Below are 17,961 nucleotides of genomic sequence, written 5' to 3' on the forward strand. Positions count from 1 at the left end.
CCACAGAATTCGGGGCTGATTCTGGATTCGACGGGACTCACGAAATCTTAAGTGCATGCCGAGGTGCGGTAGGCCTCGTAAAAAAGCCGCAAAAAACTAGTCGCAAACGACGAAAACTACGCAATCGCTGCTTAATAGGCAGTAGATAGCTCTTCCCCTCACGCATGCCTATAAGCTGAGACTCTGGAAGATCACCCCTAATAGGATCGCGTCGCGTCTTCGCCTGGAGACAAACCGTTAAAATCAATCAGGCTCGCCCGACGATAGCCTGCCACTCGGCGCTCATAGGGTTAACTAAATGAATGGCTAAGCATGTAGTACTGACGATCTAGGTTTTTCGGACGCGGGTTCAACTCCCGCCAGCTCCACCAAATGACGGACTAAGCCAGTCCATAACCGGCTACGAACCCAGCGTAATTGCTGGGTTTTTTATTGCCTGCCATTCGATGCTGGTCTACTATGTTCTAACAGATACCCCCTATGTTTTAGGGTATTTATGCGGGGTATTATGATCTGCGCCAAAACCGATACCCTAAGGCAAAAAAGTACCATTTTATCGGAGGATAGTTTAAAAGATGCTAGACATCCTCGAGACGAAGCCCGTAAGCAATTAGCACAAAGTATCGCACCCAGCGCAGAAATGCAGACCCGAAAGCTGGCAAATTATGAGTTCTCGAACAGTTTCAAACGTACTATTTCGTAAGCAACTGTTCTCATTCCCCCCAATAAAACATTGAAAACTGTTTTTTCATTATTTCCGCTCTATACGTTTTAGAGCTAGATTTCGTAGCCATGCCGTAACAAACGTGTAGAGGAATCAAGTGCTCTTCTCTTGGGTGACAATACCTAGCTCCTGGGGCCGACGTCCAATTTACAAGTCTTTCAAGTCTTTCCTGTTCTAACAAACTCACATCATTTATTGTTTCCCTGAGCCACTCATCAAAAGCAATATTATTGGCGAGCGCGCCTTGAGCATCTGGGGTAAAAAATGCACGTATATTGTGGAATGAAGAGCCAGATCCTAAGACCAGTAGATTATCCCAATTCAGCGATTTCAATGCATTACCTATCTGAATGTGCAGTAAGGGATCTAGAGTGTATTCTAAAGAAAGCTGCACACATGGAATATCAAATTCAGGGTACATGATCTTAAGTGGTACAAATAAGCCATGATCAAAACGCTGTTGATCATCTTTCGCAGCGTCGATACCGTGCTCTTTAAGTGCATTGAAAACACACTCTGCCAATTCTGGTTCACCCGAAGCGGGATATTGGATCTCATACGATTCTTTTGGAAACCCAACGTAGTCATAGATAATTCCAGGACTTATTCCTGACGTTACTGTCGGTAAACGTGCCTCCCAATGGGCGCTTATCACCAATATTGTGCTAGGTTTACCCACTTCTGCCGCGATTTCTTTTAGAGTTTTGATCATTTCGTCATGATCAGGATCTCCCAATAGCGGCATGGGGCCGCCGCCATGAGAAAGGTAGACAATATTTCGTTTCGATTTCATATAAATTCCGGTTAGTTTTAAAACCAAGGGCCTACAGGAACAATTCCCATTGGGTTCAGCGCCTTTATCGAGTAATAACCTGCCTTAATGTGTTCAATATTGACGGTGCTCTCAATGCCCTCCATCGACAAAATGCGATACATATAAGCATGGAGCTTTGGCATCTCTTTGATCATGTTTCGATTACATTTGAATAGCCCATAATAAGCAACATCGAATCGGATCAAGGTCGCAAATAAACGTATATCTGACTCAGTGAATGCTTCACCAAAAAGGAATTTACGCCCATCTGCTAGCTTTTGTTCCATCGAGTCGAGTGCCGTAAATACTTTTTCATAAGCCTCTTCATAAGCTTCTTGATTGGACGCAAAACCTGCCTCATAAACACCGTTATTGAGATTGGAATATATAGTCGTTGAACACATCAATTTGCCCCTCTAACTCCCTAGGTACCAAATCTAAACCTTCGCCAACAATCTCAACAAACGCGGTATTAAACATTCGAACAATATCCGCTGACTCATTTTTTAAGATAGTCTGTGTTTTTTTATCCCATAAAACAGGTACGGTTGCTCTGCCAGTAAAATCTGGTGTGACTTCGGTGTATAGCTCATGTAAATAGGTCGCCCCATTTAGATCATCATGGTCACTATCTTTAAAGCCACCAAACTTCCATCCTTGATCCATGAGTTTGGGATTAACCACTGAAACAGAAATAATATCTTCCAAACCTTTTAAGACTCTCGCCATTAAGGTGCGGCTTGCCCAAGGACAAATATAGGCAACGTACAAGTGATATCGATTAGCCTTCGCTTTAAAACCACCCTCACCAGTTATGCCGGGAGAACCATCGGCTGTAATCCAATGTTGAAATGAAGATGTTTGTCGTATAAAGCGACCTTTTTCATCCTTATTTTGAACTGGTTGCCAGTTCTCTTGCCAAACACCATTGACTAACATTGGCTAATACCGCCATAGAAATGGCCTTCCCGCTACACAGAAAGGCACTACTGATAAAAATCAAGCAGCTTGCTTTTAGAGCGAAAGATTATCTTTTAAAGCACAACCAACTACGTTTTTGTTATGACATTATCCACTGCATAACTTCCAGCTCCATGAATGGTTAGCGCTACTGTTGCAGCTAACAAAGCAAGAGCAAATTCATATCCATTGTTTGATAAGAAAAGACCATGCTCAAAGTGCACGCTAAAAATAGCCACTAACATAGTAAAAGCACTTACCGCTGCAGCAGGTCTGGTTAACAAGCCAAGAATCAAGGCTATTCCACCAAAGAATTCTGCGCTACCTGCCAAGAGGGCCATCAAATACCCTGGCGCCAATCCGATACTTTCCAACCATTGCCCAGTACCTTCAAGACCATAACCACCAAACCAGCCAAACAATTTCTGTGCACCATGAGCAGCTAGGATAATCCCAACAGGTACTCTTAAAGCTAACGCAGCAACGCCTGCATCTGATTTCAATATATTATGTATAGTTTGCTTGTTTATCATAAAATTCCTCTCTAAGTGATTATTAAAGACTGACCGAGCTGACCACCTCAATCAGGTTGAGAGCTATACTACTAACAACATATAAATGGATAAATAATGATATTATGGAATAATTATCAACATATCATTTGTAATATAGAATTTATCTATGGATCGATTAGACACAATGAAAGCGTTTGTTACCGTGGCAGAACTAGGCAGCTTTACCAAAGCTGCTGAGAAACTAGAGACATCAAATCAACTAGTAAGTAAATATGTATCGCAGCTTGAAGATCAGCTTGGCGTAAGACTGTTTAACCGAACAACTCGGCGCGTTCACTTAACCCAAGAAGGTGAGCAGTGTTTACATCATGCCATGCATATTCTGGAGAGTGTTCATGACATGGAAAACCACTTTGGTGAGTTGCAAAGTACTGCAAAAGGTCTATTACAAATCAGTGCGCCAGTAGACTTTTCAACATTGCACCTTGCACCCCTTATTCGGGATTTCAAAAAAAAGTATCCGGAAGTAGGTGTTAACCTAGAGTTGAGTGATCGTAAGGTGGATGTCATCGAAGAAGGGTTTGATGTAGCTCTGAGAATTGGGAACTTAAAAAGCTCATCATTGCGTATTTCGGTTTGTCCGGTCACCTGTTCCGGTTTCATCCGGCCAGGCGTTTCGGTGTGATCCGGCCAGCATGATCTGACCTTCGTTTATCCTCTCTTTTTACCCGACTTCTTCTCCCTGAACCAGTGTTTTTTTACGTTGTGACTCACCTGTTAATTCCAGTCGGTGGGCATTGTGGATCACTCTGTCTAACAGCGCATCTGCAACAGTGGGATTATCCATTAAGCCGTACCACTCCGAGACCGGTAACTGACTGACGATGATTGTGCTGCGTTGCTCGTAGCGATCTTCAATCACGTCCAGTAAATCGCTGACTTGTTTACCTTTAAATCCCTCAAGGCCCCAGTCATCCAAGATCAACATATCTACCTTTTGTAGCTGTACCAGTTGTTTAAGATAGCTACCATCAGCATGCCCTATTTTCAGGCTTTCCAGTAACCGACCTAACCGGTAATACAGCACGCGTTTATTCTGTCGGCAAGCTTGCTCACCTAAGGCGCAGGCAAGATAGGTTTTGCCGCTGCCAGTGGGGCCGGTTATCAAGATATTCTGGTGGTACGTCAGGTGATGTCCTTGCATCAGTGGCGTAATTTGTTCAGCTCGCAAGCCGCGCTTTGCCGGATAACGTAAGCCTTCTGGTGTCGCTTTAAGGCGCAGATTGGCTTGTTTGCGCAAGCGTTGTAAGCGGGTGTTATCCCGCGCCAGATGTTCTTGCTCGACCAGTAATCCCAATCGTTCATCGAAGCTAAGCTCGGCATAAGTATGGGGCGCAAGGCGTTGTTGCTCCAGCGCATTGGCCATGGCTGCCAGCTTTAGCTGGCGTAGTTGGATAAGTAGTGCGTCCATTAGTGTTGTCCTTATTGGTAGTATTTTGAGCCACGGATGTTGATGTGAGTACCAGGGATAATTGTGTTGGTTTCATCAGGTTGCCAGCGCATATCTTCGCCGTTTTTAAGCAGCTTTTTGATGACCGGTATATAAGGTAGCTGGCGACTTATGGCGAGCGCGCAGGCGTTTTCCAGCCGGTCACTGCCGTAGCGTTTTTGCTCACTCAGTAGCGCCAGGCAGGCGCGCTGTGCCTGAACCAGATGGTCTTTACTGCGTTCAACGGCTAATACCACCGCTAGGGTGTTGGAGCCAATATGCGTGGCCCAGCTGCGAATACGCTCTGGGTTCCACTCCTGATAGGCTGCATGGTTTTCTGGCATATGCGCCACGTCTGTGCTGTGCCGGTAAGCGTTATGGCTGCGAGGATGCTGTGCGACACATTTAGTCTGATGGTAAACCTTAACCAGCGTCTGCGTGGCACTGATTTCAACCCGCTCACCGACTAAACGGTGTGGCACCGAGTACCAGTGATTGTCGTACTGTACGTGGTAATCTTTGGCGACTTTAGCAATGCGATAATCGGTGTACTCATAAGCATAAGGCGGCAGAGGTTGTAAGGCAGGTTCGTCCAGTAATTTAAACAACTGCTCACGGCTGGCACCGTTGTAATGCTTCATTGGCCGCTGGTTAAGCTCAGTATTCAGTGCCCGGATAGCCTGATTTAGCGCAGCCAGTGAATAAAACACCTGATGGCGCAACCGGGCTAATACCCAGCGCTCAACAATCAGTACAGCAGATTCGACTTTGCCTTTATCCTGCGGTTTTGCGTGGTCGGGTGGGCATCAATGCACAGCCATAATGTCTGGCCAGGGCTTTGTAATTGTCGTTAAGCACCGGCTCGAACCTATCCGCTTTATCAACCGCCGCTTTGAGGTTATCGGGTATCAATAACGCCGGTACACCGCCCAAAAACGTCAGGCAGCGGCTGTTCGCCATCAGCCAGGACTCCATATCCTGACCTTCACAGGCTTCAATATAGGTGTAGTTCGATGCCCCCATGGTGGCGACGAAGATAGCGGCGTGTTTTATCTCGCCGGTTTGAGGGTTCACAATCGGCACAGTCGGGCCACAGAAGTCGATAAACAGCTTTTCACCGGCGTCATGATGCTGTCGCATCGAGCGTTTTTGTACAGCACACCAGCGCCGGTAATGCTCGCAGAACTGCGTGTAGCCAAGGGCGTTACTGCCGTGCTCAGCCTGATATTCCTGCCATAACAGCAATTTGGTGACGCCTTTTCTGCGCAGCTCAAGATGTACCTGCACCCACGACGGCAAGACCCGCTGCGTACTGTAATCACGGCCAGGGAATAACTGTTTGTCGAGGCTATCAAGCGGATAGTCGGCTGCCAGCGGCCAACTGAGGCCTAAATTGTTAAAGCGGATAATCAAATCACTGATGGTTGCCCGGCCAATATTTAAAGCCTGAGAGATTTGCCGATCGCTTAACCGGGCTTCAAATTTAAGGCGGAATATATCCAGATAAGTGTGCATATCTGTCCTTACCATTTTCTTTTTACGTGTCATGACTACTCCGACAAACAGTTAAAAAACTGTTATGCCAAAGTCCGTAAAACGAAGGAAGAACAAACTGGCCGGACGATACCGAAACAGGTGGCCGGATTAGGCCGAAATCAGTGGCCGGATGATACCGAAATGGGTGGCCGACTCATGCCGAAATCGCTGGCCGGATCATCCCGAAATACGCAATCATTAATTGCAAAAAAAATAGCGCCAATAAAACTTGTGCTTTGCGCAGCCCCTTCATACATTGAAAAGTACGGAAATCCCAGCCAGCCTGATGAATTGAACAGCTCGCATTTCTTACATTACAGCTACACGGATTACGCCTCATCCAATCACCCACTCATGAGGGTATTACGCGCTAATTCACAGAATAATCAAGTAGGATTGACTGCAAACAATGGTCAGATATTGACGGCAGCAGCTACTGCTGGTGAAGGGTATATTCTACAACCAACTTTTATCGTGGGTGAAGCACTAAAACAAGGCAAACTCAAAACCATGTTAAATGACATTGAAGTGGATGCGATGAGCTTATATGCAGTCTACCCTCATCGGAAACTTCTTGCGCCAAAGCTACGTGTCTTTCTCGATTTTATGAGCTCTTATTTTGGAGCCCCCCTTATTGGGATGTTTATTGATTAAAATCTCCTACTAAGAGGCATTAACTGAGATTGGAAATGTCCTAGCTTGCAGTAAAAATACCCGTCAAACGACTATCTGCTAGCTTATGACAAATAAAACTCCGTAGCTCCTGCGCAAGCATAAACCATAAGAAGCTTACTTAAACAATGGAGGAACTGTTTTGGCGACTATAATAAACACCAAACCGGTGCCCTCTCACCTACACCAAATGAATATGCCGCTTTTTAAGCGCCGTTTTTCATTTCTGCAACAACATTCTGTGTTACTGAGCTTTACTACTAGATATACTTTTTTGCAATAAAACCGCTCATTTTGTAAAACGATTAAGCATAAGTTAATCTTAAAATAATTTTATTAAGCGATTTCTAACATAGAAATAGTAGAACCCGCTATCAGCCTTAAAATATTTAATTAGATATTTCATTATATTAAGTAAGATCCTGCTTATGTTGGTAAAAAAACAGCTGTTCTGCATTGATCTCGTTGCATCTTGTCGGCATAGTAGTTGATTCGCGGCATGTTTTTATTCTGGTGTGTTAGGTCTTTTCACCCAATGAACGTATAACTGCTGTAAAAAAATAAACACTTTTGCCGCATTTAGGGTTTTGCTATGTATCAAAATAATCAGGCTGTTGTCGCGCCGTCTGAACAGTGTGTGACGACTGTTACAGAGAAAGCACCACAAAACTTACATTGGACCACCTGTTTTAACCAAGATTTTGAGCTTAAAAAAGCTTTTAGCCGCGAAGATCGAGACCGCGTTTTCCGCTTAAGACATCAAGTCTACTGTGAAGAATTAGCCTATGAACCTGTCAGCCCTTCAGGTTTGGAGTTAGATGATTACGACCGCCGTTCTATTCACTGCTTATTGCAACATCGCAGAACGGGCGAATCTGCGGGTACTTTACGGTTAATTGCTTCAAACAACGACGCCGAACTGTTGCCTATCGAACATTATTTCAAAGACGAATTCACTCAACCTGACTTAGTTCCCAGCGCTTTTGATCGTGAAGCCGTGAGTGAGTTTTCTCGCTTAGCGGTTGCCGCTTCATTTAGAAGAAATATTCAAAGCCAACAAAACCCCATTTTATCGCAAGTCGCCGCGGTTTCAGATTCTGATACTCAAACACACTATCGCTACATTTCTGCCGGTTTATACCTCGCAGCCCTAGAGCAAGCACGCTTATTAAATTTAAAGCATGCCTATGTAGCGGTTGCCCCCGCTTTAGCGCGAATGCTCAATCGTGTTGGGTTTCAGTTTCAGCAAATCAGTAATCCGATTGAACTAAATGGCAAACGTGCAGCCTATTACCTAGACATTGATAAATGTATTCATACACTTTGCGATGATTATCGAGAGTTATGGCGAGTTCTTGCGGCACAGTTACGCAATGGCTCTTTTGAGCATTATAACGCTTAGCACCCCCAAACCTTTTTAAAGAGCATATTGTTTATATGGATTCACTATCTCAAATAGCACTGGGTTCAGCGGTCGCTGTTGCAGTAGTGGGTAAACACACCTCAATTAAAAAAGCCGCCTTATGGGGCGCTATTGCCGGAACACTGCCTGATCTAGATGTTTTAATCGATTATGGCGATGACCTTAGCAATATGGTACAGCATCGCGGTTTTAGTCATTCTTTGTTTTATCTAACCTTATTCTCTCCTTTGCTCGCCCTGCTCGTCTGTCGCATTCATAATGAAATGGTCAACTACAAACATTGGTTACTCGGCTTGTGGCTGGTATTGATCACCCATCCACTACTCGACACCATGACCATCTATGGGACACAGCTTGCCCTGCCCTTTTCTGACTATCCGTACGGTGTTGGCAGTATCTTTATTATTGATCCCTTGTATACCTTACCCCTATTACTTGGCGTTATTTGGGTATTACTTAAGGGTAAAACACTACTCGCGGCCAATACAGCAGGATTAGTCTTTTCAAGCTGTTATCTGTTATGGAGTGTGGCGGCGCAACAACATGTAACCGGTGTAGTGAAAAGCCAATTAACAGAGATCTTTAACCACTCCACGAAATTGTTGGTGCAACCTACCGCGTTAAATACGCTACTTTGGCGCGTGTTGATCCGAACGGATGAAGCCTATTACGAAGGGTTTTATTCACTACTCGAAAAGGAAGCCACCATTGAATTGGTGCGATTTGAACAAGACCCTCTTTTGCTTGAGCAATATGCTTTGCATCCTGACGTGCAGAAGCTAGCCAGTTTCAGCCATGGTTTTTATGCCTTAGAGCAGCAAAAACAGCAAATTGTGTTAACCGATCTGCGCATGGGACAGCAGAAAAATTATGCTTTTAGTTTTGTGGTGGCCGAGCAAGCAGCTGAAACCTCATTACGCTTACCGCGTAAATTAGAGCTATCAGCTACCCTCAATTGGATTTGGTTAACGCTAAAAGGTGAGGAACCTACTGAGTTTAGCCAATCACCTCATAACCAAACCAGTCCGGCTGCTGTGCTTGATTAGCCCCGCTCGGTTGTAGCTCAATATAGTAACCTTGCAGCTGATCGAGCTGAATCAAGTTATCAAGTTCCAATAAATCATCTTTGTGTGAGCTTTGTGCTTTAGTCAGTAACGCCGCCTTGGCACGCTTTTTTAGCTTCAACCGCAGAGCTTGCCACACACAGCATAAACTCGTGCTGCTCTGCCATTTGCGATGGGTAATAGCCACCAAAGTTAACAAAATAAAGCTTTTGCTCTTGCTGCACTGGCTCAGCAACCAACGAGATGTGATAACCATCAATATCATGCACTTCTAAATAGCTGTCTAGGTGTAGGCCTTTAGCCTCACCAAACCATTGCTGCCGTAACTGCGGATAAGTATCTTTAATACTGTCACCGACAACAAAGCGTATATCATGCACTTCAATATTTGCGCCCGGAGCGGTACCACCCAAATACACCATAAATAATTTCATGTTAAACCTTATAATTTTACGCTTAAACCATCGGTTAAGGCTTTTCGATAGGCCACAAATGCCGGAATACACGCCAAGACACTGGCTGCTGCTAAAATGCCGCCCGCCCAGTACAATGTTTCGGTGCTAAAAGGCATCACGCTAATAAACAGGCCATAATGTGCTGCTAGCCAATCTTGCACACCAAATAACGTTAATAACAAGACTGCTGCCGACAGCAACATAGCAACTAAGGTTAATAACAGCACTTCTAATTGAATTAACCAAAAAACATACCACGGGCTCGCCCCTACCGCACGTAAGATGGCCATTTCACGCTGCCGCTCGCGCATCGATGCCAGTAAAGTTGTCATCATGCCAACTAAACCGGCAGCAAGCACCATGAGCGTAATTAACAACAAAATATTTTCAACCATACTGAGCATTTGCCACAGTTCAGCTAAAGCCACGCCAGGTAAAATAGCGGTTAGCGGCTCACCACGAAACTCATTAATTTGCCGCTGCACAACAAAAGTGGCCATTTTTGAATTAAGCCCCACCATAAAAGCCGTCAACGCCTTTGGGGTTAAATCCATTTCTAAGGTTTGTTCAGCGCTAATTTTACGCCCGGGCATTGGCGCACCTTGCTGCCAATCGATATGTATCGCTTCTATGCCCTCAAGGCTAATATGCACGGTTTGATCAACTGGTGTGCCCGTGGCCGCTAAGATACCTTTAATCACAAAAGGCTTATCTTTGTGCTCAGAGAAACTGACGGCGCCTACACCATGCGCTAGCGTGATTTCTTGTCCTAGCTGATAGCCTAATTGTTTAGCGACTTCTGCCCCCAATACCGCCTCGTAGACGCCTGCAAATTGCTCGCCAGCAGCAAAGCTTAAACCTTGCTGGTTTGCATAGCGATAATGCTCAAAGTAACCTTGATTTGTGCCTAGCACACGATAACCTCGATGCGAGTCACCTAGGGCTAGCGGGATGGTCCAACTAATTTGCGGATGCTTAGCAATACGTTCATAGGTTGCCCAACTGACATTAGCGGTAGCATTGCCAATTCTAAAGACCGAATACAACAATAAATTTAATTGCCCAGAGCGCGCACCCACAATTAGATCCGTACCCGATACGGTATTAGTAAAACTGCTGCGCGCTTCCTTACGAATATGTTCGATGCCCAATAGCAACACTAAACTGAGCGTTAGCGACAACAGAGTCATTAACGCTGTACCTTTCCGGTTCCATAAACTCAGACGTGCCAGTTTGATTAACATGCCACCACTCCTTTGGCCAAATCAGCCATCGATAACTCAAAGTGAAAATAGCGCTTGAGTTGCTGATCATGGCTAACAAAAATGACTGTTGTTGCACACTTATCCGCTTCGGTTAACAGTACTTGCATAAAGGCATCGCGATTATTCGCATCCAGCGCCGAAGTCGGCTCGTCAGCGATTAACAAAGCGGGTTGCGTTAACAAGGCGCGCGCAATGGCCACCCGTTGCTGTTGGCCAACACTTAAGGCACTGGCACGCTGCCGCTGTAAATCATCGGTGAGTCCTAGCGCCCTTAATAAATCGATGGCACGTTGCTGTAAAGTGATAGCCGCTTGACCCGCAAAGGTGGCACGTAACAGTACGTTATCTAAAACTGAAAGATAAGGAATTAAATTAAGCTGTTGAAACACCACACCAATTTGACTGGCTCGCAGCTTATCGCGCTTTGCTGCGCTAAGTTGATGCATGGCATGGCCTTGCACCCATAATTCTCCGGCACTGGGTGCTGTGATACCCGCCAGCAAGTTTAACAAAGTCGTTTTACCAGAGCCTGAAGCGCCTTGTATAAATAAATGTTGGCCATGCTCGAGTGTTACTGCCGGTAGTGACAATTGCCAAGCACCGGCGCGATACCAGAATTGCAGATCTTTGAGTTCAATAGCAGGAATTTTCGGCTTGGTGGTCACAGGTACTCCATTATGCATGCTATGATAGCCTATAAGCTATTATGCAAAATTAAGAGGCGAAGCTCCAATGTTCAAGAAGTTGTCTGTTGCGTTTTCTCTGGTACTGGCCGCAAGTTTGGCTTTTAGCGTGCATGCCAACGAAGTTAAAACCATTGAGTGGACGGATTTAATGCCTGAAGATGATTTACAGGCGTTAATGGCCATGCCCGAAGTGGCCCATGATTATAGCCAACCTTCACCGTTTGAAGAAAACTACAATGGTGAAGATCCTGCCGCACAAGCCTGGCAGCAAATTTTGCAGTCTGCCAAAGTTAAACCCGAGTTCAATAACGTTAAAGTCAAGATCCCTGGCTTTATTGTCCCTCTGGAATTTGATGCTGATCAGAATGTAACGAGCTTCTTTCTCGTGCCATACTTTGGTGCCTGTATCCACGTACCGCCACCACCACCAAATCAAATTATTTATGTGAGTGGTGCATCTAACCTGCGTGCAGATATGATTTATTCACCATTTTGGATAATTGGTACTATTACGACCGAAAGCATGTCTCACGATTTAGCCAATGCGGCTTATAGTATGAAAGCGGATAAAGTAGAAGAATATACTTGGTAATGTTACTCCGTTTATCTGCCTACAAAAAAACCGGTCACGTTAAATGACCGGTTTTTTTATCGGCTAGCGCCTGTTTAACCAATAAATGTGCTCACAAACGCACTCATCTGCAATCCACAGATAGTAATAGGCTAAAACGCATTACAGCACTGTTGTGCGGATGCATTAGGCTTTATTTAAAAGCGCACTTGGCTGTTACCCAGCGTCGCTTTAGCGGCACCTTGTTGACCATTTAACACCCACTGCACATCCATCGTTTGAAGCGACGGGAGCAGATTAAATAAACTCACATCAAGCTGTTGTAACAATGCCGGGCGCTGACATAAAAAACTGATATTGGCATAAAAATCGCCGTGACCACTGTAGGTGCGCTCGGTCAGATCCGTGCTCGCATCACTGCCTTGAATTTCACAGTTTGCATCCTTACTTAAATTTAACCACTGACCTTGGGATAGGATGTCTAATGCCAGCGTTAATTCTTGCTTTTGCTCGGCAGTACGCGGGGCATGTTCAAAGCCCACAATAGTAGCCGCCGCAGCTTGCAATGCTAACTGCAACTCATTTCCTTCTAAAATCAATGTCAGGCTGGCAACCCCATGCACATGAGTACCAAGCTGTGTAAAATCATCGGCCTCGTGTGAATGCTCTGCAGCAGCATGCGTATGCTCATCGCCAGCATTATGCTGATGCAACTCGGGTACCTCTGTGGCAACCTGATGTTCAGTTTTAGCGGTTGAGGCGGCTAACGCCTGATCGGTAGCTTGAACTTGATAAGCCAATACACTGCCTGTAACCATAAGCAAAGCAACTAATTTTCTTTTCACAGCACATACCTCTTAAATTTATTGCCACCATCATACTCAGATTTAGTCTGGCCGCAATGCTGATCTAGCTGATCTAAATGGGCGGTTAATCCCGTATCAGGCGATATTGATTGTAGTGGTCTGACGTAATGCCCAAACTTATTGTTATTTTAGGTGATCAACTTAGCCCCGCGATCGCCAGCCTGCGCGAAGCCAGTGCGGATGACGTCATTTTAATGGCTGAAGTTGGCAGTGAAGCCAGCTATGTGAAACATCACAAGCATAAAATTGTGCTTATTTTCAGTGCCATGCGCCATTTCGCTGCTGTTCTAGAGCAACAGGGCCGCAAAGTTTGCTACGTTAAATATGGCCAGCAAGCCGGCATCCATAGCATGACAGACGCCGTAGCCTATGCGCTTGCGCAAACCGATATGTCAGAAATTGCCATAACGGAATGCGGTGAATACCGTCTGCATCAAGAAATTCTCGGTTGGTCAGCGCATTTTCAGCGGCCTGTCACCATCCTCGAAGACGACCGTTTTCTCTGCTCGAAAGAGATGTTTAACCAATGGGCTAGCGGCCGGCAGCAACTGCGCATGGAGTACTTTTATCGGCAAATGCGCCGCTACACCGGCTTACTGCTGGATGCTAAACAACAACCGGTTGGTGGGCAGTGGAACTTTGATAAAGAAAACCGTAAAGCCTGTCCACCCGATTTAGTGGCCATCCCCCCCTTAAATTTAGCCACGATGACATTACTCAGCAAGTGTGTCAGTTGGTTGCGACTGAATTTGCTGATAACCCTGGCTCTGTCGATAATTTTCAATATGCGGTAACCGGTAAAGACGCGCGCCAAGCTTTTATGCATTTTATCGAACAACAACTGGCCAACTTTGGCGATTATCAAGATGCGATGTTGGTTGATCAGCCATTTTTATTTCACAGCCTCTGCTCCATGTATTTAAATGCGGGTTTACTTGATGTGCGCTGGATGTGCCAAAAAGTCGAAGCCGCTTGGCGTAGCGAGAAAGTCAGTTTAAATGCCGCCGAAGGCTTTATTCGCCAGCTCATAGGCTGGCGTGAATTTGTACGCGGCCTGTATTGGCTAAAAATGCCAGATTATGCCGCGCAAAATTATTTCTCTGCTACGACGCTGCTGCCCAGTTATTTTTGGAGTGGCAAAACCAAGATGCGCTGTATGCAGCAAGCCATCTCACAAACGATGGAATACGGCTATGCTCATCATATTCAGCGCTTAATGATTACCGGTAATTTTGCCCTTTTGGCGGGCTTAGATGTGCAAGCGATATGCGATTGGTATTTGGCGGTCTATGTCGACGCCTATGAATGGGTAGAGCTGCCGAATACCATGGGTATGGCGTTGTTTGCCGATGGCGGAGAGTTAGCGTCAAAACCCTATGCAGCTAGCGGCGCTTACGTAAATCGAATGAGTAATTACTGCAAAAATTGCCATTACAAAGTAAAAGATGTTACCGGTGAGAAAGCCTGCCCGTTTAATGCACTGTATTGGGACTTTTTAGACCGAAACCATGAGCAATTAGGTCAAAACGCTCGGCTGCAACTGGCTTTCAAAAACTGGCAACGCAAAACGCCTGAACAGCAAGCTGCAATTAAACAGCACGCGTCTGTGTTGCTGAATAAGCTTGAGCAATTATGAGCACCTTAGTTCTACTGAATCAGGCATTACGCTTACGTGATAACCCGCTGCTCAATGCTGGCAGCGGTACTTTACACGCGGTAGTAGTATTAGATAAAGCCCAATTTTTCGGCCAACAATACGGGCTTTATCGCGCGAATTTATGGCGTTTAAATCAACAGATACAGGCTATCTTGCATCTGCAACAGGCCTTAGCCAGCAAGCAGATCGGTTTAATATTACGCTTTGGTAATACCGCCAGTACCTTGCAGGCACTGGCAAATGAGCTGAATGCCACAACGCTGATTGCGGCCGAGCCTACCTCGCCGCACGAGTACGCTGCGTTGCAGCAATTAGCAGGCTCCATAACGCTAACACTGCTCGATTGCAACAGCTTATTCGGTGCAGCACTTCGGCCTGATATCAATCGAATGCCAGACCGTTTTACTGCGTTTCGCAAAAACCACGAACCGCTGTTGCAAGTATCGTTACCCGTTACACCTTTTATTCCCCGCGCTGAACAACATTGGTCAACACCGCAACAGGCTGAGCATTACCACGCCAAATGGTCAGCATTAGATGATTATCGACATGCGAGCAGTGCGGCTAACCCCCCCATTATTACTGAAACAGCCGCTTGGCAACGCTTGCAGCAGTACATCTGGCAAGAGCAGCATATTTTACATTACAAAGAAACGCGTAATGCGCTGCAAGGTGAGCATTACGCCAGCTTCTTTTCTAGCGCTTTAGCGATGGGCAGTTTATCCGCGCGCGATCTTTGGCAACAAATTGTTGAATTTGAGCAACAAGTACAAGCGAATGATTCAACCTATTGGCTTAAGTTCGAGTTGTTATGGCGAGAGTTTTTTCGCTGGCAAATGCGTAAATACCAATCTCGTTGGTTTAGCCAAACGGGTATAAAAGGTCAGCCGAATTTTCAACCACCGCAGCTTACCGCAACACAACGGCGTAAGTTTGCAGCATGGTGTGCTGGTCAAACTGGCATTCCTTTTGTTGATGCCAATATGCGCTTACTTAATCAAAGTGGTTTAATGAGTAATCGCGGTCGACAAAATGTGGCCAGTTATTTAATCCATGATTTAGCCATAGATTGGCGTTTGGGTGCGGCATATTTTGAACAACGCCTGCTCGATTACGAATGCGCCAGCAACTGGGGAAATTGGGCCTATATTGCCGGTTATGGTAATAGTGAAGCGCGCCCTTTTAATATGATAAAGCAAGCATTGGCCTATGATCCAAAAGCCGATTTTGTTCGACACATGTTACCCGAACTCACCGCTAAGGATAAAACAGCTCATCGCCCACAAGCCAACACACCGATCCCTGCTCAATGGCATAATTGGTTAAAAGAGTTGGACTAGCCCATGCATCTGTTATGGCTAAAACGCGATTTACGCTTAGCCGATCATGCCGCCTTGCACTACGCTGCACAACAAGGTGCAGCGGTTTTACCGGTGTATATCATCGAACCCGATTACTGGCAGCAACCTGATACCTCTTTGCGCCATTGGGCTTTTATTTGTTCAGCTTTAGAACAGCTACAGCAACAGTTCTCTGCCTTGGGTCAGCCTTTATTGGTCTTCTATGGCGCCGCAAGCCGAGTCTTTCGACAACTGACCGAGCAGTTTCCCATTACGGCGGTGTATAGCCATGAAGAAACCGGTAATTTATGGAGTTATCAGCGCGACCTGGCGGTAGAAAAGCTATGGCATGAGCTAGCAATACCTTGGCATCAGTATCGGCAGTTTGCGGTATTTCGGCGGCTTGCCGATCGTGATCTTTGGTTTAAACAAGCGGATGAGTGGCTAACACAGCCATTATTTCCTATTCCCAAACAGCTTCCTTTTATTACTGCCGCTAACTGGCAAGCCCCTCTGCAATGGCCAATACGCAGTAAAGATTTGCCACTTTGTCAGTCACCGCAGCAGGCAGCAGCACTGAGTAACACCTTACAGAGCTTTCTAACCAATAGAGTGAAAAGCTATCGGGGTGGCATCTCTTATGCTAGTAAAGCTCCGCAGGCCTGCTCACGCTTAAGCCCCTACTTAAGTTATGGCTTGCTCAGTATGCGCCAATTGCAACAACAGGCCTGGCAGCAGCGCAAGACCACTGAGCACGAGAATCAACAACGCGGTCTTGATGCTTTTTATAGTCGCCTGCGTTGGCACTGTCATTTTATGCAAAAGCTCGAAGATGAACCTGAACTAGAAATGCGTAATCTGCATCGTGGCTTTGATGGCATGAGAGAAAATGATTTTTCTGCGGGATTATTTCAGGCCTGGGCTACGGGGCAAACAGGCTACCCGATGATAGATGCGGCAATGCGCAGTTTGTTAGCTACCGGCTGGCTGCATTTTCGTGCCAGAGCCATGTTAGTGGCTTTTGCCTGTTATCACCTTTGGTTGCACTGGCGCCCGGTTGCTTTACACTTAGCCCGCTGCTTTGTCGATTACGAGCCTGGGATCCATTATCCACAAATTCAAATGCAAGCTGGCACCACGGGCATTAATCCCAATCGCATGTACAATCCTGTGAAACAAAGTATCCAGAAAGACCCTGAAGGAAAGTTTATACGGCAGTGGTTGCCTGAATTACAGCAGGTGCCAGATGGCTGGTTGCATCAACCTTGGTTGCTGAACCGCCAACAACAACAGCAGTATGTATGTCGATTAGATATCGATTATCCCGCGCCCGTTGTGCCGCACGAGCAAGCGATTAAACTGGCTCGCCAGCGTTTAAAACACTGGCTGCAACAGCATCAACCGGATTGGAAAGAACAAAAACAACGAATTGTACGCAAACATGCTAGTCGTAAGCGACCGTCGACACGAAGCAAGCCCATATCACGCAAGCAATTAGCGTTATTTAACGATTAAAGCGCTTCTTCGTCTTCTTCGCCCGTTCTGATGCGCACCACGCGTTCTACATCGAATACAAAGATCTTACCGTCACCAATACGCCCGGTTTGTGCGGTTGTCACGATCGCTTCAATACAACGCTCAACTTGGTCATCGGGTACGACAATGTCTAATTTCACTTTGGGTAAAAAATCGACCATATACTCCGCGCCACGATATAACTCGGTATGGCCTTTTTGCCGACCAAAACCTTTTACTTCGGTGACAGTCATACCTGTGATGTTAATTTCAGCTAACGCTTCTCGCACATCATCAAGCTTGAAAGGTTTAATAATCGCTTCAATTTTTTTCATGTTTTTTCGTCCATTCCCTCATTGATAGCCGCAGTATAATACAAGCCGCATAAGGCTTCAGCTTTTGTCTAATA

The 17,961-nt window shown here is 45.7% G+C and carries 16 protein-coding genes, 1 other RNA gene and 3 pseudogenes; 10 read left to right on the top strand and 10 right to left on the bottom strand.

The genetic code is table 11. The annotated features are described in order from the left end of the window. Positions 1 to 11: 11 nt before the first annotated feature. Positions 12 to 371, top strand: a transfer-messenger RNA (tmRNA) gene (gene ssrA, locus ACUJFK_RS15195). 342 nt (positions 372 to 713) lie between these two features. On the opposite strand, the gene ACUJFK_RS15200 is transcribed toward ssrA, so the two are convergent. From ACUJFK_RS15200 to ACUJFK_RS15210, 3 genes and pseudogenes are all read right to left on the bottom strand, one after another. Beyond that, positions 714 to 1,517: a DODA-type extradiol aromatic ring-opening family dioxygenase gene (locus ACUJFK_RS15200; protein ID WP_445425368.1), complete on the bottom strand. Its 804-nt coding sequence runs from the start codon at positions 1,515 to 1,517 to the stop codon at positions 714 to 716. Between the two features lie 17 nt (positions 1,518 to 1,534). After that, a pseudogene (locus ACUJFK_RS15205) lies at positions 1,535 to 2,477 on the bottom strand (glutathione S-transferase family protein). A gap of 110 nt (positions 2,478 to 2,587) precedes the next feature. Beyond that, positions 2,588 to 3,031 (bottom strand): DoxX family protein, encoded by a 444-nt coding sequence (locus ACUJFK_RS15210; protein WP_445425369.1) that lies wholly within the window; start codon positions 3,029 to 3,031, stop codon positions 2,588 to 2,590. A gap of 148 nt (positions 3,032 to 3,179) precedes the next feature. On the opposite strand from ACUJFK_RS15210, the gene ACUJFK_RS15215 reads away from it, so the two are divergent. Further along, positions 3,180 to 3,698 carry a LysR family transcriptional regulator gene (locus ACUJFK_RS15215; protein WP_445425370.1) on the top strand — a complete coding sequence of 173 codons (519 nt, stop codon included), beginning with the start codon at positions 3,180 to 3,182 and terminating at the stop codon, positions 3,696 to 3,698. 39 nt (positions 3,699 to 3,737) lie between these two features. Here the strand turns inward: ACUJFK_RS15215 and istB are convergent, their stop codons facing one another. Both istB and istA read right to left on the bottom strand, forming a co-directional pair. After that, on the bottom strand, positions 3,738 to 4,484 hold the full coding sequence (istB, locus tag ACUJFK_RS15220) for an IS21-like element helper ATPase IstB (protein ID WP_445425371.1): 747 nt from the start codon (positions 4,482 to 4,484) through the stop codon (positions 3,738 to 3,740). An 11-nt stretch (positions 4,485 to 4,495) separates the two neighbouring features. Then, positions 4,496 to 6,050, bottom strand: a pseudogene (gene istA / locus ACUJFK_RS15225) (IS21 family transposase). 87 nt (positions 6,051 to 6,137) lie between these two features. On the opposite strand from istA, the gene ACUJFK_RS15230 reads away from it, so the two are divergent. The 3 genes from ACUJFK_RS15230 to ACUJFK_RS15240 all read left to right on the top strand — a co-directional run bounded on the left by ACUJFK_RS15230 (position 6,138) and on the right by ACUJFK_RS15240 (position 9,179). Next, the gene (locus ACUJFK_RS15230; RefSeq protein ID WP_445425372.1) at positions 6,138 to 6,692 is read left to right on the top strand and encodes a substrate binding domain-containing protein; all 555 of its coding nucleotides are present in this window, start codon (positions 6,138 to 6,140) and stop codon (positions 6,690 to 6,692) included. A gap of 610 nt (positions 6,693 to 7,302) precedes the next feature. After that, positions 7,303 to 8,112 carry a PEP-CTERM/exosortase system-associated acyltransferase gene (locus ACUJFK_RS15235; protein WP_306177636.1) on the top strand — a complete coding sequence of 270 codons (810 nt, stop codon included), beginning with the start codon at positions 7,303 to 7,305 and terminating at the stop codon, positions 8,110 to 8,112. A gap of 35 nt (positions 8,113 to 8,147) precedes the next feature. Then, entirely contained in the window at positions 8,148 to 9,179 is a 1,032-nt protein-coding gene (locus ACUJFK_RS15240) for a metal-dependent hydrolase (RefSeq protein ID WP_445425373.1), read from the top strand. A gap of 98 nt (positions 9,180 to 9,277) precedes the next feature. Here the strand turns inward: ACUJFK_RS15240 and ACUJFK_RS15245 are convergent, their stop codons facing one another. Genes ACUJFK_RS15245 through ACUJFK_RS15255 form a run of 3 tightly spaced genes read right to left on the bottom strand, consistent with a single transcriptional unit; the run spans position 9,278 to position 11,582 of the window. After that, a complete protein-coding gene (locus tag ACUJFK_RS15245; protein ID WP_445425374.1) occupies positions 9,278 to 9,631 on the bottom strand; it encodes a DUF1543 domain-containing protein in 354 nt (117 codons plus the stop codon). Between the two features lie 8 nt (positions 9,632 to 9,639). Continuing rightward, on the bottom strand, positions 9,640 to 10,896 hold the full coding sequence (locus tag ACUJFK_RS15250) for an ABC transporter permease (RefSeq protein ID WP_445425375.1): 1,257 nt from the start codon (positions 10,894 to 10,896) through the stop codon (positions 9,640 to 9,642). Next, on the bottom strand, positions 10,890 to 11,582 hold the full coding sequence (locus tag ACUJFK_RS15255) for an ABC transporter ATP-binding protein (RefSeq protein WP_236130036.1): 693 nt from the start codon (positions 11,580 to 11,582) through the stop codon (positions 10,890 to 10,892). The genes ACUJFK_RS15250 and ACUJFK_RS15255 overlap by 7 nt, the downstream gene beginning before the upstream one ends. A gap of 67 nt (positions 11,583 to 11,649) precedes the next feature. Between ACUJFK_RS15255 and ACUJFK_RS15260 the strand changes: the two genes are divergently transcribed. Beyond that, positions 11,650 to 12,195 carry a DUF3299 domain-containing protein gene (locus ACUJFK_RS15260; protein WP_236130035.1) on the top strand — a complete coding sequence of 182 codons (546 nt, stop codon included), beginning with the start codon at positions 11,650 to 11,652 and terminating at the stop codon, positions 12,193 to 12,195. Positions 12,196 to 12,371: 176 nt separating this feature from the next. Here ACUJFK_RS15260 and ACUJFK_RS15265 read toward each other — a convergent pair whose 3' ends face one another. After that, the gene (locus tag ACUJFK_RS15265) at positions 12,372 to 13,019 is read right to left on the bottom strand and encodes a ZrgA family zinc uptake protein (protein WP_445425376.1); all 648 of its coding nucleotides are present in this window, start codon (positions 13,017 to 13,019) and stop codon (positions 12,372 to 12,374) included. Positions 13,020 to 13,147: 128 nt separating this feature from the next. On the opposite strand from ACUJFK_RS15265, the pseudogene ACUJFK_RS15270 reads away from it, so the two are divergent. From ACUJFK_RS15270 to ACUJFK_RS15285, 4 genes and pseudogenes are all read left to right on the top strand, one after another. Next, positions 13,148 to 13,767 (top strand): annotated as a pseudogene (locus tag ACUJFK_RS15270) (cryptochrome/photolyase family protein); the annotation flags it as partial. Positions 13,768 to 13,773: 6 nt separating this feature from the next. After that, positions 13,774 to 14,676 (top strand): hypothetical protein, encoded by a 903-nt coding sequence (locus ACUJFK_RS15275; RefSeq protein WP_445426810.1) that lies wholly within the window; start codon positions 13,774 to 13,776, stop codon positions 14,674 to 14,676. After that, positions 14,673 to 16,037: a DASH family cryptochrome gene (locus tag ACUJFK_RS15280; RefSeq protein WP_445425377.1), complete on the top strand. Its 1,365-nt coding sequence runs from the start codon at positions 14,673 to 14,675 to the stop codon at positions 16,035 to 16,037. Before ACUJFK_RS15275 ends, ACUJFK_RS15280 begins: the two co-directional genes overlap by 4 nt. Before the next feature lie 3 nt (positions 16,038 to 16,040). Further along, positions 16,041 to 17,552 (top strand): FAD-binding domain-containing protein, encoded by a 1,512-nt coding sequence (locus tag ACUJFK_RS15285; RefSeq protein ID WP_445425378.1) that lies wholly within the window; start codon positions 16,041 to 16,043, stop codon positions 17,550 to 17,552. Here the strand turns inward: ACUJFK_RS15285 and glnB are convergent. Then, complete coding sequence (gene glnB / locus ACUJFK_RS15290; RefSeq protein WP_226751160.1) at positions 17,549 to 17,887, bottom strand: nitrogen regulatory protein P-II; 339 nt, start codon at positions 17,885 to 17,887, stop codon at positions 17,549 to 17,551. The genes ACUJFK_RS15285 and glnB overlap by 4 nt on opposite strands. Between the last annotated feature and the right edge of the window lie 74 nt (positions 17,888 to 17,961).

Source organism: Alishewanella sp. HL-SH06 (assembly GCF_052656265.1).